Here is a 25177-nt window from a genome sequence, read left to right as displayed (position 1 = left end):
AAGAGCTTTATTAAAATATATTGATGAAAAGTTAATGTCTATCGTGAGCTTTCAGACTTCCAGAGCCGAATTTTATTATTGATCAAGCTGCTTCTGAAACTCCTCCAGATATCTCGCAATATGAATTCCATCCGCCAGCCCGTGGTGGGCCTCCACAGAAACCGGAAGAAACTTTTTACCGTCACGGATACTGAATTTTCCGAATGTAATTTTCGGGACAGATTCGGAATTATTATAACTGGTAGGATGAAGCAGTGCACTGAAAGAATTCCATGGAATTGTTGAATGCCTGATGAGATCTTTACCAAGCTCGCCGTTATTCATCCTGATTCCTGATGTGCGCTGTACATCCTTTATTTCCTCCTGCATAATCTTGTTGAATGTCTTAAAATCGTTTGAAAAAGGGATAAATGCAAAACCGAAAGTCCCGTCTGCCCTTCCTATCGTAGTTCCTGCATGAACAGCATCGTATAAAACCACCTGATCATCTACAATACGCATTTTCAGCTCGTCTACGGCATTTACGGCCACCATTGACCTGTGAAGATAGGTCGCGAAAAAGGAATATCCGTTTTCCTTTGCATAGGCATAAGCCTTGGTACAGTCTACTTCAGTAGTAAAACCAAAGTAAGGGCTGTCCATTTTTGAGAAAAATTCAAAATGCTCTTTCCTGTTCCATTTCTCGACGTCTATGATCTTCATTGATTTTTATTTGCTGTAAATTTCCGTAAGTTTTCCGGGTTTTAAAAGTTAATCAACAAAAAATATTGTAAAAATACAGCCTGTCTTTGGTCGGTTTTTTGATGCCAATAGAGAAGGCTTACATTATGAAATCCGTATTTTATAGTGTCATGATTTATATTTTGATTGAAAAGCCAATTGTTTAACCACAGTAATAAAATTAGCATGGAGAAAGAAAAAATAGGATTTATCGGATTAGGAAATATGGGCCATCCCATGGCAAAAAATCTTGAAAAAGCAGGATTTCCGCTTTCAGTGTACAACAGATCACCTGAAAAAGCTGAAGATTTTAAAGCAGAATCAACTGTTTACACCCAGATTTCAGATCTGGTGAAGAACAGCAGCATCATTTTTACAATGCTTACTGATGACCGTGCTGCCAAAGCAGTTTATGAAGAAATCCTTACATCGGATATTGCCGGAAAACTTTTTATAGACATGAGCACGATCTCTCCACAGGCCACTGCGGAGCTCAGCGGAGCTGTTAAAATAAAAGAAGCAGCCTTCATCGATGCGCCGGTAGCCGGAAGTACCGTTCCTGCTGCAGAAGGAACACTGATCATTATGGCAGGTGGTGAAGAAAAAGACCTTTCCCGGGCCATGCCTTATTTTGAAAAACTTGGAAAAGCAGTGAAGCATTTAGGAGAAAACGGAAAAGGAATCGCAGGGAAGCTTTCCATCAATTATTTTCTGTCTGCGATCTACCAGGGATTGGCCGAAACCGTTCTGTTTGCAGATAAATTAGGAATAGAGCGAACGGCCATGCTGGAAATCATCAACGAAAGTGCCAGCGGAAGTGGCGCTACCAAAGTAAAAACACCTATGCTGATCAAAAACCAATATGAGCCCGCTTTTGCTCTCGATCTCATGCTGAAAGATATTCTATTAGCTCAGAATGCCGGTGCTGATTTTCCTTTATCCAAAATTTTGAGTGAAACCTATCAGTCTGCCCATGATGAAGGTTTCGGGAAGGATGATGTGATCGGGATTATTAATTATTTGAAGAATCAGCCTGAAAAATAATACAATGATACACTTTTTTTATGCAGAAGATTATTCTTTGCTTTGAACAATTTCATTCTGAACCGTCGTTTTACTGAAAACAGTTGTTCCTATACTGGCCACAATGACGCAACCGATTGAAATCCATTGTAAAAAACTCAGTTCTTCTGCCAGAAATACCCAACCCGAAAGAGCTGCGAATGCAGGTTCCAGGCTCATCAGAATACTGAAGGTCTTTGCGGGAAGTCTTTTCAATGCCATTATTTCCAGTGAAAACGGCAGCGCACTGGACAAAATAGCCACTCCTAAACCTTTTACAAAAATAGAAGGCGTAAGATTGAATACAGCTCCGTCCCATATAGTAAAAGGGATGATGACCAGACTTGCGAATACCATTCCGGTGGTAACCGCATCTTTTCCATCCATAATTTTAGCCACTTTTCCACCCATGACGATGTATACCGCCCAAAACATTCCTGCAAGAAAAGCCAATCCAAGTCCAACCAGATCAACATGATCGCTCTGCCACGGAACAATGAGTAATATTCCGATACAGGCCAGCAATGCCCATACTACGTCCAGCAATTTCCGGGATAAAGCAATGGCCAGAAATAAAGGCCCTGCAAATTCTACCGTAACTGCCAGCCCCAACGGGATCCTTTGAATAGCCATGTAGAAAACGAGATTCATCGCTGCCAGACCAATCCCATACATGGCACAGTACTTCCATTTTTGTGCGGTAAACTGCAAAAACTTCGGACGGTTAATCAAAATGAGCAACACAGCAGAAAGCCCGATCCTCAAACTGACAGTACCAATAGGACCTATCAGAGGAAAGAGCTGTTTGGCAATGGAGGCCCCTCCCTGTACACAGATAATCGCTAAAAGTGTTGCTGAAATTGCCAGGTTTGAATTTTTCATTTCTAAATTTAATATTCGTAAACAATCTATAAGATGAATTTCAGGGTTAAACGAATTTTATTCTATAAGTTATAATCCGGATTTATCATCTAAGATAGTCACCCCAAATATATTAAAACTTTGTTTTCCGGACACTTGCAATTACAGGTTATAGTTTTAAACAGTTAACAAATAAAAGGAACAGCTGTTCACTGTTCCTTTGTTATACTGCTTGTATTTTTTTAATTTAAACTTCTGTGGTGGTAAGGCCGAATTTCTGCTTAAATGAATAATAGAAATGGGACAGATTTTCAAATCCCAGTTCGAGATAAATATCGGATGGCTTTTTGTTTTTATGCCGGATCTGGTAATATGCTTCTTCCAGCCTTTTTTCTTTAAGCCACTGTTTAGGCGTCATGTTGAAAGCTTTGCTGAAATCACGTTTAAACCCTGAAAGACTGCGGCCTGTAAGCTTTGCAAATGTTTCCACCGGCACATTGAATTTGAAATTCTTATTCATAAACTCCTTAAGATCGATCTTATATGGTTCTGAAAAATCAAAAAGCAGGTTCTTAAAATCAGGATTACTTTGCAGAATCAGCTCTATCGCCTCTTTAACCTTTAAAACAGCCAGCCTTGAAGTTGCTGTTTTTGTCTTGTCAATATACGGAAGCAGCGAGACAAAATATCCGTTGAAAAATTCATCCGGTTCAAAAAAGAGCTTTTCAGTGTCTGGAAATCTTTCAGATAGGCTTATTTTATTTTCTGCCGCAAACTGTTGGAGTGTTTCCTGGTCAAGGGTTATAGACAGAAACTGGTATTTATTATTCTTTGAAGGATACTTTACCGTTCGGATCAGCTGATTTTTTCTGACGATCACTACTGTATTCTCCTTTATAACAGTTTTGCCTTTGTCATGGAAAGCATGTGTTTCACCAGACAGCTGATAGCCCAGGAAATGATCGGGAATAAATTCCTCGTGTCCCCTGTACATTTCAAACGAACAGGAATAGACCAGTCTGTCGAATATGATTTCCGAAGTTTTTTCCATACCACAAATATCTGAAATTTAACCGATAACAGCAGCACCTGCCCCTGCAATCTCCTTATCCTGTTCAGGAGTTCCCCCCGACGATGCTATTGCCCCTATGATCTTTCCTTCAGTATCTTTGATCACAAGTCCGCCCGCAATAGTAAGAAGCCCCTCGTTGGAATTCAGCATACCATAGCCGTGAATTTCTGCTCCGGCAATAATTGTTCCCATCACATCACTGTCGACCCCAAACATTACTGCTGTTTTTGCTTTCTTAACAGCAAAATCGATAACCCCGTAAACACTGTCAAGCCTTGCTAAGGCAACAAGATGCCCTCCCGAATCTACAACGGCAATACTAACAGGAATATTGATGGAACTTGCTTTTTCTGTGGCTGCTTGGAGCGCTTTTGCAGCCTGTTTATACGTTATACTCATGGTTTAACTTTTTGCAGTCCACGCATCCGCTTGTAATTGCTTGACAAAATCTTCTGTTTCTTTAGGGTGTACATTCCGGAAATTGGAATTATCATCCAGCGCCACATTCACAATTACTTCTGCCATAGACTTCGGATCCAGCTGGTGGACAAGAGAATCGGCTGCCCCATCAAAAGCAGATTCCGGAGTAAAGTTTACTTCAGGACTATACCAACGGAAAATAGAATCTACTCCCCTGTCATTAAACCCTGTTCCAAAAACGCCCGGATTACACGTTGCGATTTTAATATTGAACGGTGCCAGTTCAGTTTTTAAACCTTCTGCAATAGCTTCCATAGCATGTTTTGAGGCACAATACGCTGCTACATACGGAACCGTCCATAATCCTCCCATTGACGTCGTGAATACAATCTTGCCCGGCTTCTTCTGTTCAATGAATTTTTTAACAAAGCCCTGTGCCAGTTGCAATCCGCCAAAAACATTCACATCGAACATGGAACGGATAAGCTCCAGTGGCTGCTCGGCAATAGGACCGCCCTCCATAATACCGGCATTGCTGATCAGAATATCAATATCATATTTTTTAAGGATATAATTGATGTCCTGTGAATTCGTTACATCCAGTTTATCAACCGTAAGTTCAATTCCCTGTTCACCTGCTTCCCTGATCAAATCGCTCATCTGCGGATATACCTGTGCTGTTGCAATAACTTTGTGGCCTTTTTTAGCCAGATCAAATGCGGCTATTTTTCCAAAACCGCTTGCTGCGCCTGTAATTAAAATTGTTTTGCTCATTTTGTTTTCTTTATTGTTACAGGACAAAGTTCATAGATTTCAGAAGGATATTTATTGCTGAAAAGTTCAATGTTTTATTGCTGGAAAGTCCATAAAGATTACACAGTATTATTTAAATCATTAAAAAAAACATGAGCAAAAAATTGAGCTTAAAGCTTGTAGGGAGATGTTCAGTAACGCTTGTCACTGATTGTAAGGGAATGTAGGTTTTTGTGTCTTAATGTTTGTGTAGTCTATGAATGCAGGTTTACTATTCAGACCTCTGCTTTTTTAATTCCCGTTTTTGTTTGTAAAAATTTTTATCAGCAATATAGATGGTTTTCTTTATCTCGCAGTAAAGGGTTTCTTTATTTTTATCTGTAAGCTGTGTTGTTTTTACAATAACAATTTCATTTTCGGTTTTTATCCGTTCTTCTATTTCCTTCAATTCTTCTTTAGTGTAAATAAACTCTGCATGAAGATCAGTATTAGCAGGACGTTTAAAATAGATTTCTGCAGATTTATCCCAGATGACATATTGATGGTTGGTAAGATAGATCAACTGTACCATTGGAATGGGATCTGCTGAAGAAAACATACTGCCGCCAAAAATGGTTCCCATGTAATTTTTGTTCTTATAACTGATCGGAAGTTTGATGCAGATCTTCGATAAGTCTTCGGATACAGACTGTATTCTGGCCGTGCTTCTGCGGTACATAGGAGACATGTTGAATGCCCATTTAAAGAGCTTCGGCAGTCCGATAATCTTTGCTCCGTATTTGCTTAGATTTTGATAAAAAGACATTTTTAAAGTTTTATATTATTAATAATTTCATCCATTAAAAGCTGAATTTCCTCTTTCGTATATAATCTTCCTATTTGTGCTAACCCAACCAGCAGAGAAAGAAGTTCCAAAGCCTTTAACCGGCAGTTCTTAATCATACGGAATTCTTTTTTTCAATTCCTGATTCCAGAATTACTGTTGTATGGAAAAGAATAGTTTCGTTGAACTCTTTTAGTTTTTCTGTGATTTTTTCATCCAGTGAATGGTAATCAGAGGCTAAAGTTCCGGTAAGGCAGATTTGCTGTTTATCAATAAGAAAAAGGTAATAATTAAAAAGTTTTTGCAATTTTTCTGTTGCCGAGAATGTATTCTGGGAATCTTTCAAACTCAGAATCCGGTGACGGTGAAGCTCAATAATAGCCAGACAAAGGTCTGCTTTGGAGGGAAAATGGTAATGAATGGAAGATGTTTTTATATGAATGCTATTCGCTATATCCGCATAGCTAAAGGCATTATAGCCTCTTTCAGTCAGCAGCTTATTTCCGGTTTCAATAATTTTATCTTTCGTATTCATATATCTATCTATTAGTAGGTAGATAAAAGTACAAAATAAAATTGATTTTAAAATTTTAATTTCAAACTCTTTAATATTTTCATACAAAATTCAGGATTGGTTAGATTTTTGAAGGCTAAAACATAACCAAGCTTCTATAAATACAGAACGTTTTATAGAAAATCAAAATATTTTCCATTGAAACTGATAACATTTACAAAAAAAGGCATTTACTGTCCTCAGGGTAAATTTTATATTGACCCCTGGAGGCCTGTAGATCTGGCAGTCATCACACACGGCCATGCAGACCATGCCCGCTGGGGAATGAAGAAATACCTTTGCCATCATTATACAAAACCCATTCTTTACCAGAGAATTGGCCCGGATATCGAATGTCAGGGTGTTGAATACGGTGAAACCATAATCATGAACGGAGTAAAAGTTTCGCTGCACCCTGCCGGACATATTATTGGTTCAGCCCAGATCAGATTAGAATATAAAGGATATGTTACTGTTATTTCCGGCGATTATAAAGTGCAGGAAGACGGTTTGAGCACTCCTTTTGAACTGGTGAAATGCAATGAATTTGTTACAGAAAGCACTTTTGGGTTACCCATTTACAACTGGCTGGAAGTTCCCGATCTCAATAAAAAACTCCAGACCTGGGTTCTCAAAAATCAAGAAAATGAAAAAACATCTGTATTCATAGGATATTCTTTAGGAAAAGCACAGCGTATTATGAAGGCGGTGGAAGGTTTGGGCAAAATTTACGTTCACTATTCTATCGGAAAACTTAATGAAGCCTTTGAATCTGTAGGAATTGATCTTCCTGACTATAAAATTGCCGATTTCAGAGAGAATCCAAAAGAAGTCCGACATGAGATCGTCATTGTTCCGCCGGCACTTTTAGACAGCAATATCATCAGGAAAATTCCGGATGCCGCAACAGCAATCTGCTCCGGCTGGATGCAGGTGCGCGGGGCAAGAAGATGGCGGAGTGCCGATGCCGGATTTGCAATGAGTGATCATGCCGACTGGAAAGGTCTGTTGCAGGCTATAAAGGCTACAGAAGCAGAAATGGTACATGTTACCCATGGCCAGACCGAGATTTTTTCAAAATATTTAAATGAAATCGGCATTAAAGCAGATGTGGTACAGACCCAGTTTGGAGAAGATGAGGAAGAAGCTGAAAAAGAAATCATTGAAAACCCCGAACCATGAAACATTTTGCCGATTTGATCAACGCCTTGGAAACCACCAATAAAACCAATGCCAGGATAGATGCCATTATTGATTATCTGGAACGTGCTCCTGATGAAGATAAAGTATGGTTTATTGCTCTGTTTACCGGTAAAAGGCCTAAAAGGAATGTGAATACCAATTACATGAAAGAATGGGCGCTCGAAATTGCGCAGCTGCCGTTCTGGCTGTTTCAGGAAAGCTATTCTTCGGTAGGAGATCTCGGGGAAACCATTTCGTTGATCCTTCCGCCTCCTTCAGAAAAAATTGACCGTACGCTTTCCCAGTGGATGGTGGATATTGTTAATTTAAAAGACAAATCGGAAGCCGAAAAAAAGAATTTGTTCTGAAATCCTGGAATGGTCTGGATTATACTGAACGCCTGTTATTCAACAAATTACTGGGAGGAAGCTTCCGCATAGGCGTATCGGATAAAACCCTCATCAATGCGCTGACCAGATTTTCATCCCAGGAATCCAGCACTCTTATGCATAGCCTGATGGGTAAATGGATGCCTGGCGAAGTTACGTTTCAGGAACTGATTTCGGCAGAAAACGTTAATCCTGATAATTCAAAACCCTATCCTTTCTGCCTGGCTTATCCGTTGGAAAAAGAGCTTGAAGAACTGGGAGATCCCGCAGACTGGCAGACAGAATACAAATGGGACGGAATCCGTGGACAGATTATCCGAAGAAACGATGAAGTCTTTATATGGTCAAGAGGTGAAGAACTCATCACAGACCAGTTCCCGGAAATAAAAGAGACCGTACAGGCTATGAAAGGCAACTTTGTTCTGGATGGAGAGATACTTGCGGTAAAGGATTCTAATGTTTTAAATTTTAATGAATTACAGAAAAGATTAAACAGAAAAACTTTAACTAAAAAAATGCTGGCAGATATTCCTATTGAAGTTTTTGTTTATGACCTGCTGGAACTTGAAGGAACAGATCTCCGTGAAAAATCTATGGCAGCCAGACGGGCCATGCTTGAAGAATTACTGCTGAATGAAGCTCCTCAAAACATTAAGCTTTCTCAGGTTATTGATTTTGAAAAATGGGATGACCTCAATACAATAAGAGAAGAATCAAGAGATATTAACAGCGAAGGCTTAATGCTGAAACAGAAAAATTCCCCCTATCATTCCGGCAGGAAAAAAGGTGACTGGTGGAAATGGAAAGTAAACCCGCTGACAATTGATGCTGTTTTGATTTATGCCCAGAAAGGAAGCGGAAGACGCAGCGCCTATTATACAGACTATACATTTGCCGTAAAAAACGGGGATTCCCTTGTCACCATTGCAAAAGCCTATTCCGGACTTACCGATAAAGAAATCATGGAAGTCAGCAAGTTTGTCAATAAGAACGCCATTGAAAAGTTCGGGCCTGTCCGTACAGTAAAAGCCGAGCTGGTCTTCGAAATCGCCTTTGAAGGTATAGGATTCAGCAGCAGGCATAAAAGCGGTGTTGCCTTAAGGTTTCCAAGAATTGTAAGGTGGCGTAAAGATAAAACCGTAGCGGAAATAGATGATCTCGAAGAAATAAAAAAACTGATCCAATAATTTGAAAGCATTTGAAAATACAGACGGGTTCAGGGTCATTCAGCAATGGATGGCTGATAAAGGCATTTCCCTTTCAAATTCCAAGTAGATACATGGCAGAAATTCGGGAACGGATACAGCGGAATGGTCGTTGCACCAACCGGGTTTGGAAAGACATTTTCTGTTTTCCTGGCTTTGATTTCAGATTTCATGAACCATCCTGAAAATTACAAAAAAGGGCTGAAAATGATCTGGATCACTCCCTGCGCTCCTTATCCAAAGACATTGCCAAAGCCATGCAGGAAGCCATGGACGAAATCGGGCTCGACTGGACCGTTGGTGTACGAAACGGTGACACAGATCCAAAAGTCAGACAGCAGCAGGTCCGCAATATGCCGGAAATTCTGGTCGTTACTCCCGAAAGTCTGCACCTCCTCTTAGGACAGAAAAATCATGACCGCTTCTTTCAAAACCTGAAATGCGTCGCAGTTGATGAATGGCATGAATTGCTGGGTTCAAAACGTGGCGTTATGGTTGAGCTGGCTATTTCACAATTGAGAAAATATGTCCCTAAAATAAAAATATGGGGCATCACAGCAACCATTGGAAACCTGGATGAAGCCATGGATGTCTTAATTCCTTACGACATTAAAAAAACAAAAATAACGGCCAAGGAACATAAAAAAATAGATATTCTTCCGGTTATTCCGGATGAGCTCGAAATACTTCCCTGGGCCGGGCATTTAGGTGCCAAATTAGCCGATAAAATAGTCCCGATCATCCTGGATTCCAAATCCACCATTGTTTTTACCAATACACGAAGCCAGAGCGAAATGTGGTACCAGCTCCTGTTGGATGCTTATCCGGATTTTGCAGGTCAGATTGCCATTCATCACAGCTCTATTGATGCCCATCTCCGGATCTGGATCGAAGAAAATTTAAGTGCCGGAAAACTCAAAGCCGTGGTATCAACCTCCTCTTTGGACCTCGGAATCGATTTTAAGCCTGTAGACACCGTTATTCAGATCGGTTCGGCAAAAGGGGTTGCCAGATTTCTTCAGCGCGCAGGACGAAGTGGGCACTCCCTTTTGAAACCTCTAAAATCTACTGTGTCCCAACCCATTCTCTCGAGCTGATCGAGGTAGCAGCGCTCAAGGAAGCAGTAAAACAAAAAGTGATAGAACCCCGTGAGCCTCAGGTTTTATGCTTTGATGTATTGGTGCAGTTTCTGATGACTTTAGCTGTGGGAGACGGATTTTACCCTGAAGAAACATTCGAAAGGATTAAAAAAGTATTTGCTTTTCAGGAAATGACCGTTGAAGAATGGAAAAGTATCCTTGATTTCCTCACCATTGGCGGAAGCGTTTTAAAAAGCTACGAGGAATTCCACAAGATCGTCATTATGGAAGATGGTCTTTATAAAGTAACATCAAGGAAAATCGCCATGCTTCACCGCATGAATATGGGAGTTATTGTGAGCGATGCCATGCTGAAAGTGAAGTTTATCTCCGGCGGCTATATCGGGATGGTGGAAGAATATTTTATTTCAAAATTAAAAAAAGAAGAAAAATTCATTCTGGCCGGACGAACTCTCGAAGTAGCCATGATCAAAGATATGACCGTGTATGTCCGGGCCGCGAAAGGAAAAGCAATGGCTCCAAGCTATCTGGGCGGAAGGCTGCCGTTAAGTTCAAATTTAGGCCATTTTTTAAGAGAAAAACTCTCCCATGCCTTAAATCCGAAAGCTTCAGAAAAAGAGCTTAAATTTTTACATCCGCTATTAGCCAGCCAGGAAAAAATTCCCATATTCCTAAAGAGGATGAATTTCTTGTGGAGCTGATCAAAAACCGTGAAGGCTATCACCTTTTCATGTACCCGTTTGAAGGCAGGCTGGTACATGAAGTAATGGCTGCACTGATTGCTTACCGCGTCTCAAAGCTGGCTCCGATTTCCTTTTCGATGGCCATGAACGATTATGGTTTTGAACTGTTCAGTGACAAGGAAATTCCCTTAAACGAAGATAATCTGGATAAAATTCTGACCCGGGAAAATCTGATGAATGATGTGATAGCCAGCATCAATTCGGCAGAAATGGCACGGAGAAAATTCCGGGATATTGCAGTAATTTCAGGAATGGTCATCCAGAATTATGCAGGAAAACAACGTTCCAACAAATCTCTTCAAAGTTCTGCAGGCCTTATTTTTAAAGTACTGGAAGATTATGATCCCAATCATTTCCTTGTCAGACAGGCTTATACCGAAGTTTTCAATATGCAACTTCAGGAACAGCGCCTTGTAGAAGCGTTCAAAAGGATAGAAAAATCAAAAATCATTTTAAAATATTCCCATACCTTTACACCCCTGAGTTTTCCGATCAAGGTAGACAGCTTAAGGCAAACCCTTTCAAGTGAAAGCCTGGATACAAGAATCAGGAAAATGGTAGAACAGGCAAGGAAAAATAGCTGAGAATTTTACTCTCTGCTTTCAAACTGGAAGTATATTCCAACCAATTTATCTCGATCCCATTCCCCTTCTCTGAAGGGGTGGATTTTTGCAAAGCAAAAAGACGGGGTAGTTAAACAAGTAAAATAAAAACCACATTACAAAAATTGAATATTGCTACTAAAAATATCACCCTCAACAGCGAAATTTTCACCCTAACCAATCAGCGTGCGGCCTTTTGGAAAAAAGAGAAAGCCTTGATTTTATCCGATCTTCATATAGGAAAAACTGCTCATTTCCGGAAAAACGGAATTGCACTCGCCAATCATATCATGAAAAGTGACCTGGAAAGGCTTTCGGTACTTATTGAATATTTTCAGCCCGAAAAATTTATCGTGGTTGGGGATCTGCTTCATGCAGGGGATAATTCTGATGTGGATGAATTCTGCAGCTGGAGAAATCAGTATCCGGACCTCCAGTTTTGCCTTATTAAAGGCAACCATGACCGTTTATCAGCAGCATTGGAAAAAAACTGTGCCTCAATTTTAAATCTGAATCTCTTACCATTGACGGCTTTACTTTTGTGCATGATTTTGATAAAAACCTTTCCGAATTTCAGATTACCGGGCATATTCATCCCGGTGTTGTCCTGAATTCTGCGGTAAAAAATATCAGGCTGCCATGTTTTGTTCAGACCAAAGATCAGCTGCTGCTTCCCGCGTTCAGTGAATTTACCGGTCTGGATACCAAAAACATTCCTAAAGGTGGGAAATTCTATGTTTTTACAGATTCTGAGATTCATGAAATATAAGCCGTATCAGTTTTAATTTAGAATAAAAAGGACCGCCATTAAAAAGACAGTCCTTGAACATCAATATACTAAAGTGAAAACTATTTTTAATTTTTACTTAGACGGATGCTGTATAAAGTAATCAGTACAGTCGCCAAAAGGAACAAAGCTCCGATCCACGGTGTACTTGCTAAACCTAAGGAAGATGTTACCACAATTCCGCCGGTATAAGATCCTATAGCAATTCCTATATTAAACGCTGCAATATTGATTCCTGATGCTACATCTTCAGTTCCCGGAAGTTCTTTTTCCGCAATCTGTACCACCAGAAGCTGAAGTCCCGGCACACTGGCAAAGGACAAACCTCCCAGAAGGAATAAGGTGATAATGCTTAATACCTGATTGCCTGAGGTGAAATAAAAGGCAAACAATACAATTCCTTGCGCTGCAAACATCCACAGAAGTGCTTTCAAAGGATTTTTATTCGCTGTTTTTCCGCCCAGAAGATTTCCTAAAGCAATGGCAATCCCGTAAATGAGCAGAATAAATGTCACTGTAGATTCCCGGAATCCTGTGATCTGCTGTAATATTGGTGACAGATAAGTAAAAACAACAAACGTGCCTCCATATCCCATGGCTGTCATTAAAAATGCGAAGATCATACGTCTGTTTCCAAACACTTTGGGAAGGCTTTTTAAAGAAGCGGTCTGATCACTTTTAAGGTTTCCGGGAACCAGAAGCATACTTGCCAGTAATCCGATGATCCCAAGGAGAGAAACGCCTATAAATGTAGCCCTCCAGCCGAAATGCTGTCCTATGAATGTTCCGAGAGGCACTCCGGTTACAATGGCAAGAGTAAGACCTGCAAACATAATGGAGATAGCCGTTGCCCTTTTTCTTCGGGAACCAGCGATGCTGCAATAGTAGAGCCAATGGAAAAGTAAACACCATGCGCAAACCCGGTTAAGATTCTGGCCATGACCAGAGTGATAAATCCCGGAGCGATAGACGCGAGCCCGTTTCCGATAACAAACAGGATCATGATTGAAATTAAAAGTGTTTTACGAGGTATTTTACCTGTTAGTGCCGTCAGTATCGGAGCCCCTATAGCTACCCCGATGGCATACAGGCTTACCAGAAGCCCGGCTGAAGGGATGCTTATTCCAAGATCTCCGGCCACCGTAGGAAGAAGTCCCACGATCACAAATTCTGTAGTTCCTATTCCAAATGCACTTATGGTTAACGCCCATAATGCTGCCGGAAGTCCTTTGCTTTTTACAGCAGAATTTATATTCATCTGTATTTCTTTTTGATTATTCATTGCGTTGTAATTTTGTTGAATTGACTATGCAAATTTCCGATGAATAATTGTATTATAAAAATTATTTAAATTCTAGTTTATTATCAGAATAATAATAGTTGTATTTTTTAAAATTTCCGTTCCTTTGCAGTAAAGCCAGCTTAAACAAATGAAAAAATCAGAAGCCACCCGATTGAACATTCTTCAGAAAGCCTTTGAACTGATCTATGTAAAAGGATATCAGACTACGAGCGTTGATGAGATCATTGCGACTACGCAAGTAACCAAAGGGGCTTTTTATTACCATTTCAAAACAAAGGATGAAATGGGACTGGCTATTATTAACGAACTTCTGATCAACAATTTCAAAAGCACTTTTATTGAACCTCTGAATAACACTGACCATCCGCTAGAAAGCATTTACCAGCTGATGTACGGAATTTTAATGGAAAATGATTTCCTGAAGGTTGAATACGGTTGCCCCGCATCTAATTTCACCCAGGAAATGGCTCCCTGGAATATAGAATTTACAAAAGCTTTGAACAACCTTTCTGCCCAGTGGGAAAATGCAATCATACAATGTATTAAAACCGGTAAAAAAAACGGAACCGTGAAAGCAGATGTGGAAGCAAAGGAAATTGCTGTTTTTGTGATGTCCGGCTATTGGGGAGTAAGAAATCTGGGGAAACTGGAAAACTCAAAATCAGTGTATCTTATTTATTTAAAAGGACTTAAGAATTATTTTAACAGCTTTCAATAATTTTTTATCAAAAAACATACTAATTAGTATGTTTTTGTCATATCTTTGGAATGTTCTAAAAAGTCATCATGTACCAGACGCTTACATTCCTCCATTCTCTGTTCCGATGGGTAGTTTTATTAAGTCTTTTTTATTCCGTATGGATTGCTTTCAGGGGCTATTATTTTCATAAGGTGTTTTCAGGAAGAGACGATTTGGTCCGTCACTGGACAGCCACCATTGCTCATGTCCAAGTGGTTTTAGGAATTATACTCTACTCGAAAAGCCCTATAGTGAAATACTTCTGGAAAAATGTCAATGAGGCCAAAGGTTCTTTGGATATTCTTTTTTCGGCGTTATTCATATTGCTCTTATGATCACTGCCATTGTACTGATCACTGTAGGCTCCGCCTTAGCCAAAAGAAAAGAAACGGACCGGGAGAAATTCAGAACAATGCTGATCTGGTATATCCTTGCTTTGGCCGTTATTTTTATAGCAATCCCGTGGCCTTTCTCCCCTCTTGCTAACAGACCTTATTTCAGATAATTATGATATATTTATTAAAAACAAAAACCGGACGCCTGAGAATTCTTGCCATTCTGGAAGGAATATCCCTGCTTATCCTTGTATTTATTGCTGTTCCTGTAAAATACTGGCTCGGAAACCCTTCTTTTGTGAGACTAATGGGACCGGTTCACGGAAGCCTGTTCCTGCTTTTCCTGTTTAATACTTTAAGCGTTGGTGTTGAACAGCAGTGGAAATTCCGGGAAACTACCTGGAAAGTTATTCTGGCGTGTTTTATCCCTTTCGGAACCTTTTATATTGACCATAAAATCCTAAGCAAACTATGAGAAATGTGCTGATTTTTGGTGGAATTATTCTTACGGTCTATATCATTTACAGGGTGTACAGATACCAGACGTTAGATCAAGGCCTTGATTCATTAATCCGGAAAGGAGCAATTATTCTGGACGTGAGAACTGAGAAAGAGTTTGAAACGGGACATATTGAAGGTTCTGTTAATATTTCCTTGGGAACCATCAGGGAAAGGTACACGGAACTTGACCGGGATAAAACTTATATCACGGTCTGTTCCCATGGCTTACGGAGTGTAAAAGCTGAAAAGATCTTAAAGGAAAGAGGCTTTAGGCATGTGCATAATGGCGGTGCCTGGAGTGATCTTCAGGAAATAATCAATAAATAGTTTTATAAAAACCTGTTTTATTTTTTGTCATCTTTCATCCACGCTACTTTCTGCTCCGGATGATGAGGCATTTGGGATAAAGATGAATGCTTAAGCAGTTTGATTTGCATGCTTAGAATATGATATCTGTATTTTATAAACTGATAGAAAAAAATTAATCAACAATACCACATTAAAATAATGTTTGGTCAGGTATTTGAATATTTAACGGATAAAAATAATTGATATTTCAGTTCCCGGACTATCAGTTTTACCCAGTTTTCAATACCAACCACTAAAATATATTATTATGTCAACACAAAACTTAACCCATCTTGAGGCCATTAAAAAGATCAAAGAACTGTCGGAAAAGGCAAGAATATGCATGTTCTGTACAGAACTTGAAACCATACCTGTAAATTCCCGCCCTATGACCCTTCAGGAAACGGATGACAGCGGAAATTTATGGTTTATCAGCAGCGGAACGAGCAATAAAAACTTTGAAATAAAGGAAGACCGCAGAGTACAGCTCTTCTTTATGAACAACAGTGATTCCCAATACCTTTCTGTATATGGTGAAGCATCTGTTTATAAAGACAAAGCCACCATTGAAGATAAATGGTCGCCTATGGCTAAAGCCTGGTTTGACGGAAAAGATGATCCTGACGTTACGATTATCCGCGTAGAGCCTAAGGAAACCTATTACTGGGATACAAAAGCAGGAAAACTTGTTAGTCTGTTCAGCTTTGTAACGGCCGCCATTACCGGAATTAAAACAAATAATTCTGACGGTGTGGAAGGCAATGCCGTTATTTAAAAGATGAAAGCAGCCTGGAATTTCAGGCTTTTACAATAAAAACTACTGGCAGCTCAAAATTGGGCTGCCAGTAGTTTTTTTAATCTTAAAATTGTTTAAACTTTACAAAACCTAAAAAGTCACAAAGTTTTCATTTAAAAACACTTTAGTTCACCTAAGTAAGTTTAAAATGATTCCGAAGAAAAGTTCACATAAGATGAAAATCAAAGATCTTCACAAAACTTAAGTGTACTTATTATACATAAAGCCTGGCTCTAAAAAAACTTAAGTGTAAACATTTTACGGTTAAAAATAATCAATATTAAAATTTAAACAATTTATTCCACCTCAAAAACAGCCTGAATTTCCACAGAAGAGTTCACCGGAATAGATGAAGCTCCCAGCGTGGCTCTCGCATGTTTTCCTTTTTCTCCAAAAATTTCCACGGTAAGATCTGAAGCAACGTTCATCAGATCCGCATGCTTTGTATAATCGTCTTTTGTATTGAAAATCCCTGTAAGCTGGACACATTGCCTTACTTTATTCAGATCACCGCCTACAGCTTCTTTCAAAACAGCTATAACGTTAAGCATGGTAGCTTTTGTCGCTTCTTTCACGTCATTTTCATTAACATTCACTCCTAATTTTCCGGGATTTAAGATTTTTCCGTCTTTTAAAGCAACCTGGTTAATAAATACCAGATTCCCTGAGCGCACAAACGGCTTATAATTACCGGCAGGCTGCGGAACCTGTGGAAGAATAATATTTTTCTGTTTCAGCAGGTCATTGATATCCTGATATTTTTCCAGAGACTCTGCTGTTACCTGTTTTCTGGAAAATGTCCCTTTCAGGGCCAAGGCCGTTTTAGCAAAATTCCTGCCCTGCAGTTCTGCCAGATTACGTTCGTCTTTTGTCGGCCTTTCAACATCTTTCAGAGATGCCATGCTTGTTACTCCTAATACGGTATTTCCCTGAGGAATGGTTTTGTTAATCGCCTCATTTCCTCTGATTCCATTGGATACGAGCACCATTCCGTGAACTGCAAGGCTGTTCCAGAAAGCATTAAGGGCAAGCTCCTTTCCTGCTCCACTGCCGGCAGACATAAAAACCGTTGCAGGCATACCTTCCAGGACATGATTAGTCCATAAATTAACCGTTTTGGATAAAAATTCACTCATTCCGGTGCTGATATTTCCAAAATAAACAGGAGATCCAAAAGCAATTCCATCATAGGAAGGCAGTTCATCCACTGAAGCTACGGGAATATTCTTCAGTTTTGGATTTTGGTTATCTTTAACCTGTTTGATAACGGCTGTTGCATTATTTCCGCTTTCTATTCCGGATGCTATCTCTTTAGCCAATTCATAGGTTCCGCCATTGTCTGAATGGATGAGAACCAGAATTTTCGCTTTGTTTTCCTGTGCCATAGCTGTTGTGATTTTCAGTAATAAGATGAATACAAAAACTGTACTTAGTTTTTTCATTTTTAACGGGATAAATAAATTACAATACAAAATTAGTATTGTCGTTTTCATTAAATTTGCCAAAAACTTTATGCAGAACGACACTATAAAATGCGGATTAACGGAACAGAACGACAGCAGATTTGTAGATACCATTGAAAAGGAAGCTTACGTTTGGTGCGAAACGGACTGGAAACATGACGATCATGAGCATGCCCACCAACGTGCACAGCTTACTTTTGTGGAGGAAGGCTATCAGTATTTCCATATCGACCGGAAGATCTATATTGTCCCGCAGCACCACGTAATGTGGATTCCTTCCGGAAAAGCGCACAGAATTACTTCAGAAGCCAAAACAGTTAATTTAATGGTCTTTTTGTTTAAAAGTGTTTTTTCAGATGATTTTTACAGGCATGTTCATGTTTTTGCAACTCCGCCGGTTTTGAAGGAAATGCTTCTGTATGCTTCCAAATGGAACCAGCTGACTGAAAAAGATGAGGAACAGGATTTATTTTTTAAAGCTATTTTAAAAAGTCTTCCCAACTTCTGCCGGGAAAGCAGCTATCTTGAAATTCCTGTCCCTTCTGATGAAAGACTTATTCCGGTTTGTACCTATATCAATTCCAATTTTAAATACAGCCTGAATACTGCTGACCTTGCAGAAAGAGCACAAATGTCTGTAAGAAGCTTACAGAGAATTTTTAAAAGTGAAACCGGAATAACCCTTCAGAAATATCTTCAGCTTGTAAGAATATTAAAAAGTATTGAGCTGATGGATGCAGGCCGGTATACCTTAAGCCAGATTGCCTATAAAGTCGGCTATCAAAGTCTTTCAGCTTTTACCTCTTCTTATTATTCGATTATGAAAAACAAGCCAAGAGTTAAAAAATAGATTAAGGTGTCTCATCATGAGCCATGTCCACAGGCTTAGATTCCGGTGAACCTTTTTCACGGAGCCAGATGGAGAGGATAACTATTGAAGCCACTGCTAAAAATTCGCTCTGCCAGTTCTGAAAAGATTCGAACCAGAACCTGGATTCTGAAATATACTCAACCGCAGTTGTCGGAGGCTCATTTTTCGCCCTCTGTTCTTCATTAAAATCTTTCATACTACCATAAAAATGCATTCCGAAACTTGCTAAAAACAGGATCGCAAAAGCGATGGACAGGGAATGCTTATAAAGGCTAAGCCATATTCCTCCTTTCTTTACCGGCCAGGGCGCTTTTGGATGGGCTTCAGGTTCTTTATCCACTTCTTCTTCTCCTTCAAGAGATTTGGATTCACTGGAACCTTTCTGCCTCAGGGAAACTGTCAGCAGAATATAAAGCATCATCTGCAGAAATTCGCTTTCCCAGTTTTCAAAAGTAGCCTGTATAAAATGCCCGCTGTGAACATAGGTTCCCAGGCTGAGTTGTGGACTTCCCTCTTCCGCAAGCTCCTTATTCAGGGTGGTCCAGCCGGTAAAGAACTGTCCCGCAAGGCAGGAAAGCATTAATACAATTAAAACAATACTTAAACTATTACGGTAAAAGAAACTTTTTTAGACATAAAACCACAAGTTTAAAATGTAAGACTTAAGACTCTTAATCTAATGCTTGAACGGCTTGTTATGAAATCTACCCGTTAACCACGAGACCGCCGTTCGGATGGATCACCTGTCCGGTAATCTGAGCGGCTCCGCTTCCTGCGAGAAATAAAAAGCTGGCTGCCACTTCTTCGGGGGTAGCATTTCTTTCGAAAGGCGGTTTGTTGGGGTCTTCTTCCTCTTCCCCGAAAGTTTCTTTGGTAAGCGGTGTGGCAACGGGCCCCGGTGCTACGGCATTAATGCGTATTCCTTTGGGTTTTGCCTGCAATGCCAGGGAACGGGTAAAAGATACAATAGCTCCTTTTGTGGCAGAATAATCCAGCAATTCAGGGTGTCCCTGATAAGCAGTGGCAGAAGTCGTATTGATGACGGAACTCCCCTCTTTCAGATAAGGGAAAACGACTTTTGTAAGCAGGATCATCCCTATGATATTGGAATCAAAGGTTTTTCTGATGTTTTTTTCTTCCAGTTCCCTTATATTTTCTGCTGGAAACTGTACCCCCGCATTGTTGATCAGGATATCAATGCCTCCAAACGTTGAAACAACCTTTTTTACAGTCTCTTCACAGAAATCATAATCATTGATATCTCCTCCAAAAGTAATGCATTTTCTTCCCAGTTTTTCAATTTCTTTTTTTACTTTTTCCGCATCAGCATCGTCTGTATGATAGATAATGGCAATATCAGCTCCTTCCTGTGCAAAAAGTAACGCTGTTGCCTTACCTATTCCGCTGTCTGCTCCTGTAATAAGAACTGATTTGTCTTTTAAATCATTCATATGAAAATTATTTTAAGATTAAAAGCTGGTTAATTTCACTTTTAAAGCACCCAAGGATAAATTCCGTATAATACAGCTGGGCATTCAAAGCCTGTGTTTTGGGATGCAGCTCAAGCTTTTTGGTGAGGATAATCTCACCTTTATAAGAAAAGGCAAAATAGGCAAAGATCTTATAAGATGAATTTCTGATGGGTGTACAATAACCCGTGGTGGCAATAGACCAATCTGAATTAAACAATTTTGCCACGTTAAGGGCCATGGTTTTGGCAATATTTTCTGATACGCAATCACATTCTTCCGCTTCTTCCCTGTCTACATTCAGCAGTTTTACTTTTTGAGGCAGTGTATAGGCCGTAAGGCCTCCGTTGTAAAACAGGGAGGCATTCGGCATCTGGGAAAAAGCCAGCTGAAGACATCCGGAAGTAACGCTTTCTGCAATAGAAATGGTTTCATCTGCTGTCATAAGCGACTGACTTATATATTCTAAAAGACTTTTTTGAAATTCCATAATTTTAAATATTTAGTGTGTGAAGGGGTGTGTGATGATCTATCTGTTTCTTTCCTGCTCCAGTTCCCAAACTCTGTGCGCAGCAACCGCTTTGATAAACTGCTCATCGGAACCGCCATCTTTTTCGATAACTACAGCGGGATCTTCATGCTGTTTCATGGCAATATTGCTGTTGTCATAAAGAATGTCTGTACCATTCCCGAAATAAATGGCTTTGCAATGCTTATAAGCCTCATTAATAAAACGAAGGGAAAGATGTTTGTTTTCCGGTCCCATGAGCTCCTGTGCAGATTTTTCTCCGGCGCTGATATATAAAGCATCAAAACATACGCTGGCTGTACTGGTAAGGGAATGTTTCGGAATTAATGATCCGTCTGTAGTTTTAATAGGGGCTAAGCTTGGTGCTATCAGTTCTACTTTGGCACCTTCCGCTTCCAGTTTTGTTTTTAAGGCATTAAGGGCAGTACCATCTGCACCATTGGCTGCAATAAAGCCAATTTTTCTGCTTTTGATAGTATCCTTAACGGTATTTTTCATGCTCAGGGCTTCAGAAGCTTTGGTTTTAGGCTCTCTTTCTTCACTCTGAAGTTCAGCAGGATCAGCATCTGCAGGAATACTTTGGTTAGGCTGTTTCAGCTTTTTGACTTTTACTCCTAATTTTTCAGCTACTTTATTAGCCAAGGTATCATCGATGAAGGCCAGCTGACCAACCATTCTTTCCCTGATCTCAGGAATGGTGACTTTTGAAAGTTCAAAAACAAGAGCATTCTGAAGATGGGTTTGTTCCGGAGCCGACTGGCTGTTGTAAAACAGTTTCGCCTGGGAATAATGATCTACAAAGCTCTGACTTCTTTTTCTGACTTTTTCACCTGAAACTCTTTCTTCCTGGGAAGTAAACCCACCTTCCGACATCATAGCCTGGAACGGACATCCTCCGCCGATGGAATTGGGTTCATAGCTTACCTTTCCTTTGGCAATCTGCTGTCTCATATGGCCATCACGCTGATTGTTATGAACCGTATTCACCGATCTGTTGATAGGTATTTCATGGAAATTGGGTGATCCTAATCTTGACAGCTGAGTATCGGTATAGGAAAATAATCTTCCCTGAAGCAGCGGATCGTTGGTAAAATCAATGCCGGGAACAATATGTCCGGGATGAAAAGCTACCTGCTCTGTTTCAGCAAAGAAATTCTCAGGGTTTTTGTTAAGGGTCAAAGTTCCGACAAGCTGTACGGGAACTTCTTCTTCGGGAATAATTTTGGTAGGGTCCAGAAGGTCGAAATCAAACTTGTGTTCGTCTTCTTCAGGAACCAGCTGTACTCCGAAATCCCATTCCGGAAAAGCTCCGCTTTCGATGGCTTCCCATAAATCTCTTTTATGAAAATCGGGATCTACCCCTGAAATTCTCTGAGCTTCATCCCAGGCAACTGAATGTACTCCCAACTTAGGCTTAAAATGAAATTTAACGAAATGGACTTTCCCTTCTTCATTAATGAATTTAAAGGAATGTACACCGAATCCTTCCATCATTCTCAGGCTTCTCGGAATGGCTCTGTCGCTCATGAGCCACATAATCATGTGTGAACTTTCCGGCATCAGAGAGATAAAGTCCCAGAACGTGTCGTGGGCAGAAGCTGCCTGCGGAATTTCATTGTCCGGTTCCGGTTTTACGGCATGAACAAGATCCGGGAATTTAATAGCATCCTGAATGAAAAAAACAGGCATGTTATTCGCTACAAGGTCATAATTTCCTTCTTCGGTGTAAAATTTTACGGCAAAACCTCTTACATCCCTTGCCAGATCGGTACTTCCCTTACTTCCTGCAACGGTTGAAAATCTTACGAAAACAGGAGTTTCCGTTCCAACTTTTGACAGGAATTTTGCTTTGGTGTAAGCACTAAGACTTTTGTTTAATTTAAAAACACCGTGGGCCCCTGAACCTCGTGCATGAACGACTCTTTCAGGAATTCTTTCATGATCGAAATGGGTAATTTTTTCCCTTAAAATAAAGTCTTCCAGCAGCGTGGGTCCTCTGTCGCCGGCCTTTAATGAATCCTGGTTATTGTTGATTCTTACCCCTGGTTGGTTGTCAGTTTTTCGTTTTCATTGGAGGTACTGTACGCATCCAGCTGGTCTAACTTTTTGTTGTTTTGAGTGTCGTTTTTCATATCGCTTTATCTTTTAGTGTGTGGTGTGAAGGTTAAAAAGTCAAACTAAATCTTTTGCAGATCATTCCGCTCCTGTCCTGTCTTTTCCAGGGTACTTAGCAGTTTATTGAGATATTCTTCTTCTTTTAATACTTTGTAATAGGCCGTTTTGGCATATAGAGTAAAGGAAGAATTTTCAATGCTTATTTCGGTATCTCTGTTTTCGGGAGAGATCGTTTTTTCGCTGTGATATTGCCGGATATTCAGAATATATTCGTTAATATAAGTGTCGATTACATTTTTCAGAATATCGCACTTGGCATTATTTTTTATCTTTTCCAATGATTTGATCAGAAAAGCGGTAACTCCGTAAGAATTGATCACACTTGGAAACAGGGATTCATTCTCTATCATATTGTTTTTATCATTCAATCCGGAATATTTTAAAGTGTCGTTTTCAAAAATCATATTCGCAACGGTTATTAGTTATCAGAAATTTTTAAATATTTCTCAAAATAATGAAGGTCTTCTTTGTTTTTTATGGAAAGATAAAACATGATCTGTTCCGGTTCTTTCAGCCCTATACTGCCGAAGCAGTCGAAATGTGCAATTAATGCCCGGATATTCTCAATCTCAATATCTTTCAGAATAACAAATAATAAAAAAATATTATCCTTTATTTCCTTGGCATACACGGCGGCACCATCCTCAAACCAGTCTCCTTTGTTGGAAACCTTAATAAAGTCTTTATGCTGCAGGTCCTTTATGATCTTTTGACAATCCATATTATTGAGTGCTTGTGGTTTATATAAAAATCCTTCCGGAGAAGTTTAATTATTTTATTTCAACATCAATTTCTATGAACTGCTGTTATTTTCAGTATCTGCTACTGAATTGTATAAATTTACATGAATAGCATATTCTGCTGTTCAATGTTATACAGCAAAATTTGGAATAGAGTAATTTTATCTAAAAGCCAAAAGCTTTTAACTGCCCTTACTGGGGTCTTAAGAATTGTGTTGAAACTTGCTATCTCAAATATACGCCCGAATAATTCACTTTTTTATGACCTTAATCATATAAAATGTAGCTAATAGATAATTTTCCTGTTTTCCAGAGTAATTTTACCCTCTTTTTCCATTTTTTTCAAAACCCTGATCACCGTTTCTACCCGAAGACCTACCAGATTGGCGATCTGCTGCCTTGTAAGTTCCACATGGAAACAGCTGCTACAGTCTTCTTCGTGGTAACTCTTAAGATAATCGAGCAGTCCGGTAAGCCTTGCGACAGGGTTCAACGATGCCATACTTTGCAGCATGATCGCTTTAAAATAAAGCCTTTGAGAAAGACACGCGTTCATTTCCAAAGAAAGCTGGGGATCCGCTTTTATTAATTTCAGAAACTGGTCTTTCGGAACTCTTATAATTTCTGAAGGGCTGATGCACACTGCATTCGTCGGATAAAATTTATCCAAAAAGAGCAATGAATCCCCAAAGCTCTGTTTTCCTGCAAAAATATTATGTATGAATTCTTTTCCTTCATCATCATAATTATTAAGTTTCACTTTTCCTTCCCTGATCTGGAAATAATAAAGGGCATGGTCCCCTTCCCTGTATACGAGTTCACCTTTTTTATATTGTTTGATCTCTCCTCCGTATGAATATAACACTTCTTCGTCTATATTCATGCAGCTTATTGTTCTCATAAGTACCTCTTTAAATTTTCAATAAAAAATAGTGAAATTAATTATTGAAAACAGCTTTTTAATATAAAATTTTTCGATCCTTGATCTGAACAATTTTATTCTTCTCCATATCCTTAATGGTTCTTATCGCTGTTTCTACCCGTAAGCCCGTAAGACTGGCCATTTGCTGCCTTGTAAAAGGAACCAGAAACGAATACGGTCTTTCGTCTTCATGAAAGCTTTTAAGATAATCCATTAATCCCTTAAGCCTTACCATAGGGCTTTGGGACGAGATATTCTGCATCATGACAAATTTGTAATAGAGTCTTTGTGATAAAAATCCACTGATCTCCATGCACAATTCTGCAGATGAATTTAATAAGTTAAAAAAAGCAGACTTATGAAGTCTTAAAATAACACACTGAGTGAGTGCCTGAGCATTCATAGGGTAAGGCTTGTTGATAAAAAGAATAGCCTCTCCGCAACTGTGACCTTCAGAGAGAATATTCTGTATAAACTCTTTTCCCTCCTCATTATAATTATTCAGCTTCACCTTTCCTTGGGTGATCTGGTAATAATACATCGGGGACTCCCCTTCATTGAACAGATATTCCGAGGGTTTGTAATGTCTGATTTCCGCCCCCGCTGAATACAGAATGTCTTCGTCAATAACCATAATAGTTTTTTTATTGTTTTTTATCTTCTGTCAAACCTATCTTAGTAAAAATATATTGGGACGATTGCCTAATGCCATGC

The 25177-nt window shown here is 39.5% G+C and carries 32 protein-coding genes and 2 pseudogenes; 15 read left to right on the top strand and 19 right to left on the bottom strand.

The window, feature by feature from the left end; all coding sequences use genetic code 11:
- Positions 1-75: 75 nt before the first annotated feature.
- On the bottom strand, positions 76-702 hold the full coding sequence (locus N4G44_RS09655; RefSeq protein ID WP_474926331.1) for a CatA-like O-acetyltransferase: 627 nt from the start codon (positions 700-702) through the stop codon (positions 76-78).
- A 204-nt stretch (positions 703-906) separates the two neighbouring features.
- Between N4G44_RS09655 and N4G44_RS09650 the strand changes: the two genes are divergently transcribed.
- On the top strand, positions 907-1764 hold the full coding sequence (locus N4G44_RS09650; RefSeq protein ID WP_474926329.1) for an NAD(P)-dependent oxidoreductase: 858 nt from the start codon (positions 907-909) through the stop codon (positions 1762-1764).
- A gap of 30 nt (positions 1765-1794) precedes the next feature.
- On the opposite strand, the gene N4G44_RS09645 is transcribed toward N4G44_RS09650, so the two are convergent.
- The 6 genes from N4G44_RS09645 to N4G44_RS09620 all read right to left on the bottom strand — a co-directional run bounded on the left by N4G44_RS09645 (position 1795) and on the right by N4G44_RS09620 (position 6246).
- Positions 1795-2664 (bottom strand): EamA family transporter, encoded by an 870-nt coding sequence (locus tag N4G44_RS09645; protein WP_474926327.1) that lies wholly within the window; start codon positions 2662-2664, stop codon positions 1795-1797.
- 226 nt (positions 2665-2890) lie between these two features.
- Entirely contained in the window at positions 2891-3694 is an 804-nt protein-coding gene (locus N4G44_RS09640; RefSeq protein ID WP_474926325.1) for an AraC family transcriptional regulator, read from the bottom strand.
- An 18-nt stretch (positions 3695-3712) separates the two neighbouring features.
- Positions 3713-4114, bottom strand: coding sequence for a GlcG/HbpS family heme-binding protein (locus N4G44_RS09635; RefSeq protein WP_474926323.1), 402 nt, complete (start codon positions 4112-4114; stop codon positions 3713-3715).
- Between the two features lie 3 nt (positions 4115-4117).
- On the bottom strand, positions 4118-4909 hold the full coding sequence (locus N4G44_RS09630; RefSeq protein ID WP_474926321.1) for an SDR family oxidoreductase: 792 nt from the start codon (positions 4907-4909) through the stop codon (positions 4118-4120).
- Positions 4910-5159: 250 nt separating this feature from the next.
- On the bottom strand, positions 5160-5693 hold the full coding sequence (locus tag N4G44_RS09625) for a DUF4442 domain-containing protein (RefSeq protein WP_474926319.1): 534 nt from the start codon (positions 5691-5693) through the stop codon (positions 5160-5162).
- Positions 5694-5826: 133 nt separating this feature from the next.
- Positions 5827-6246 carry a TetR/AcrR family transcriptional regulator gene (locus N4G44_RS09620; protein ID WP_474926317.1) on the bottom strand — a complete coding sequence of 140 codons (420 nt, stop codon included), beginning with the start codon at positions 6244-6246 and terminating at the stop codon, positions 5827-5829.
- Between the two features lie 177 nt (positions 6247-6423).
- Between N4G44_RS09620 and N4G44_RS09615 the strand changes: the two genes are divergently transcribed.
- A complete protein-coding gene (locus N4G44_RS09615; protein WP_474926314.1) occupies positions 6424-7446 on the top strand; it encodes a ligase-associated DNA damage response exonuclease in 1023 nt (340 codons plus the stop codon).
- A pseudogene (locus N4G44_RS09610) lies at positions 7443-9022 on the top strand (ATP-dependent DNA ligase). Before N4G44_RS09615 ends, N4G44_RS09610 begins: the two are co-directional and overlap by 4 nt.
- A gap of 35 nt (positions 9023-9057) precedes the next feature.
- Here the strand turns inward: N4G44_RS09610 and N4G44_RS09605 are convergent.
- The gene (locus tag N4G44_RS09605; RefSeq protein WP_474926312.1) at positions 9058-9213 is read right to left on the bottom strand and encodes a hypothetical protein; all 156 of its coding nucleotides are present in this window, start codon (positions 9211-9213) and stop codon (positions 9058-9060) included.
- 84 nt (positions 9214-9297) lie between these two features.
- Here N4G44_RS09605 and N4G44_RS09600 point away from each other — a divergent pair, with 84 nt between their 5' ends.
- The 5 genes from N4G44_RS09600 to N4G44_RS09580 all read left to right on the top strand — a co-directional run bounded on the left by N4G44_RS09600 (position 9298) and on the right by N4G44_RS09580 (position 12254).
- A complete protein-coding gene (locus tag N4G44_RS09600) occupies positions 9298-10137 on the top strand; it encodes a helicase-related protein (RefSeq protein ID WP_474926309.1) in 840 nt (279 codons plus the stop codon).
- Positions 10138-10175: 38 nt separating this feature from the next.
- A complete protein-coding gene (locus N4G44_RS09595; RefSeq protein ID WP_474926308.1) occupies positions 10176-10841 on the top strand; it encodes a hypothetical protein in 666 nt (221 codons plus the stop codon).
- Positions 10832-11467 carry a hypothetical protein gene (locus tag N4G44_RS09590; RefSeq protein WP_474926305.1) on the top strand — a complete coding sequence of 212 codons (636 nt, stop codon included), beginning with the start codon at positions 10832-10834 and terminating at the stop codon, positions 11465-11467. The genes N4G44_RS09595 and N4G44_RS09590 overlap by 10 nt, the downstream gene beginning before the upstream one ends.
- Positions 11468-11610: 143 nt before the next feature.
- The gene (locus N4G44_RS09585) at positions 11611-12096 is read left to right on the top strand and encodes a metallophosphoesterase (protein ID WP_474926304.1); all 486 of its coding nucleotides are present in this window, start codon (positions 11611-11613) and stop codon (positions 12094-12096) included.
- Positions 12027-12254 (top strand): metallophosphoesterase family protein, encoded by a 228-nt coding sequence (locus N4G44_RS09580; RefSeq protein WP_474928356.1) that lies wholly within the window; start codon positions 12027-12029, stop codon positions 12252-12254. The genes N4G44_RS09585 and N4G44_RS09580 overlap by 70 nt, the downstream gene beginning before the upstream one ends.
- A gap of 86 nt (positions 12255-12340) precedes the next feature.
- Here N4G44_RS09580 and N4G44_RS09575 read toward each other — a convergent pair whose 3' ends face one another.
- On the bottom strand, positions 12341-13105 hold the full coding sequence (locus N4G44_RS09575) for an MFS transporter (RefSeq protein ID WP_474926302.1): 765 nt from the start codon (positions 13103-13105) through the stop codon (positions 12341-12343).
- On the bottom strand, positions 13075-13530 hold the full coding sequence (locus tag N4G44_RS09570) for an MFS transporter (protein WP_474926299.1): 456 nt from the start codon (positions 13528-13530) through the stop codon (positions 13075-13077). Before N4G44_RS09570 ends, N4G44_RS09575 begins: the two co-directional genes overlap by 31 nt.
- A 172-nt stretch (positions 13531-13702) precedes the next feature.
- Here N4G44_RS09570 and N4G44_RS09565 point away from each other — a divergent pair, with 172 nt between their 5' ends.
- The 6 genes from N4G44_RS09565 (at position 13703) to N4G44_RS09540 (ending at position 16273) form a co-directional block, all read left to right on the top strand.
- Positions 13703-14293 carry a TetR/AcrR family transcriptional regulator gene (locus tag N4G44_RS09565; protein WP_474926298.1) on the top strand — a complete coding sequence of 197 codons (591 nt, stop codon included), beginning with the start codon at positions 13703-13705 and terminating at the stop codon, positions 14291-14293.
- A 68-nt stretch (positions 14294-14361) separates the two neighbouring features.
- The gene (locus N4G44_RS09560) at positions 14362-14649 is read left to right on the top strand and encodes a hypothetical protein (protein ID WP_474926297.1); all 288 of its coding nucleotides are present in this window, start codon (positions 14362-14364) and stop codon (positions 14647-14649) included.
- Positions 14646-14819, top strand: coding sequence for a hypothetical protein (locus N4G44_RS09555; protein ID WP_474926295.1), 174 nt, complete (start codon positions 14646-14648; stop codon positions 14817-14819). Before N4G44_RS09560 ends, N4G44_RS09555 begins: the two co-directional genes overlap by 4 nt.
- 2 nt (positions 14820-14821) lie before the next feature.
- Positions 14822-15124: a DUF3817 domain-containing protein gene (locus N4G44_RS09550; RefSeq protein ID WP_474926293.1), complete on the top strand. Its 303-nt coding sequence runs from the start codon at positions 14822-14824 to the stop codon at positions 15122-15124.
- Complete coding sequence (locus N4G44_RS09545; RefSeq protein WP_474926290.1) at positions 15121-15477, top strand: rhodanese-like domain-containing protein; 357 nt, start codon at positions 15121-15123, stop codon at positions 15475-15477. The genes N4G44_RS09550 and N4G44_RS09545 overlap by 4 nt, the downstream gene beginning before the upstream one ends.
- A gap of 289 nt (positions 15478-15766) precedes the next feature.
- A complete protein-coding gene (locus N4G44_RS09540) occupies positions 15767-16273 on the top strand; it encodes a pyridoxamine 5'-phosphate oxidase family protein (protein ID WP_474926287.1) in 507 nt (168 codons plus the stop codon).
- A 317-nt stretch (positions 16274-16590) separates the two neighbouring features.
- Here the strand turns inward: N4G44_RS09540 and N4G44_RS09535 are convergent, their stop codons facing one another.
- Positions 16591-17736, bottom strand: coding sequence for an Atu1372/SO_1960 family protein (locus tag N4G44_RS09535; RefSeq protein ID WP_474926284.1), 1146 nt, complete (start codon positions 17734-17736; stop codon positions 16591-16593).
- A 70-nt stretch (positions 17737-17806) separates the two neighbouring features.
- On the opposite strand from N4G44_RS09535, the gene N4G44_RS09530 reads away from it, so the two are divergent.
- Entirely contained in the window at positions 17807-18607 is an 801-nt protein-coding gene (locus N4G44_RS09530; RefSeq protein ID WP_474926282.1) for a helix-turn-helix domain-containing protein, read from the top strand.
- Position 18608: 1 nt separating this feature from the next.
- On the opposite strand, the pseudogene N4G44_RS09525 reads toward N4G44_RS09530, so the two are convergent.
- From N4G44_RS09525 to N4G44_RS09490, 8 genes and pseudogenes are all read right to left on the bottom strand, one after another.
- Positions 18609-19244, bottom strand: a pseudogene (locus N4G44_RS09525) (DUF6766 family protein); the annotation flags it as partial.
- An 88-nt stretch (positions 19245-19332) separates the two neighbouring features.
- Entirely contained in the window at positions 19333-20079 is a 747-nt protein-coding gene (locus N4G44_RS09520) for an SDR family oxidoreductase (RefSeq protein WP_474926281.1), read from the bottom strand.
- 7 nt (positions 20080-20086) lie between these two features.
- On the bottom strand, positions 20087-20587 hold the full coding sequence (locus N4G44_RS09515; protein WP_474926279.1) for a CinA family protein: 501 nt from the start codon (positions 20585-20587) through the stop codon (positions 20087-20089).
- A gap of 39 nt (positions 20588-20626) precedes the next feature.
- A complete protein-coding gene (locus N4G44_RS09510; RefSeq protein ID WP_474928318.1) occupies positions 20627-22660 on the bottom strand; it encodes a catalase in 2034 nt (677 codons plus the stop codon).
- A gap of 143 nt (positions 22661-22803) precedes the next feature.
- Positions 22804-23205, bottom strand: coding sequence for a hypothetical protein (locus N4G44_RS09505; protein WP_474926276.1), 402 nt, complete (start codon positions 23203-23205; stop codon positions 22804-22806).
- A gap of 14 nt (positions 23206-23219) precedes the next feature.
- Positions 23220-23522: a hypothetical protein gene (locus N4G44_RS09500; RefSeq protein ID WP_474926275.1), complete on the bottom strand. Its 303-nt coding sequence runs from the start codon at positions 23520-23522 to the stop codon at positions 23220-23222.
- A gap of 305 nt (positions 23523-23827) precedes the next feature.
- Entirely contained in the window at positions 23828-24442 is a 615-nt protein-coding gene (locus tag N4G44_RS09495; RefSeq protein WP_474926272.1) for a Crp/Fnr family transcriptional regulator, read from the bottom strand.
- A 58-nt stretch (positions 24443-24500) separates the two neighbouring features.
- The gene (locus tag N4G44_RS09490) at positions 24501-25097 is read right to left on the bottom strand and encodes a Crp/Fnr family transcriptional regulator (RefSeq protein ID WP_474926269.1); all 597 of its coding nucleotides are present in this window, start codon (positions 25095-25097) and stop codon (positions 24501-24503) included.
- Positions 25098-25177: the final 80 nt, after the last annotated feature.

Source organism: Chryseobacterium sp. GTID13 (assembly GCF_056172655.1).
Note: the sequence above shows the minus strand (reverse complement) of the source record. Positions and strands in the feature narration are given on the sequence as shown.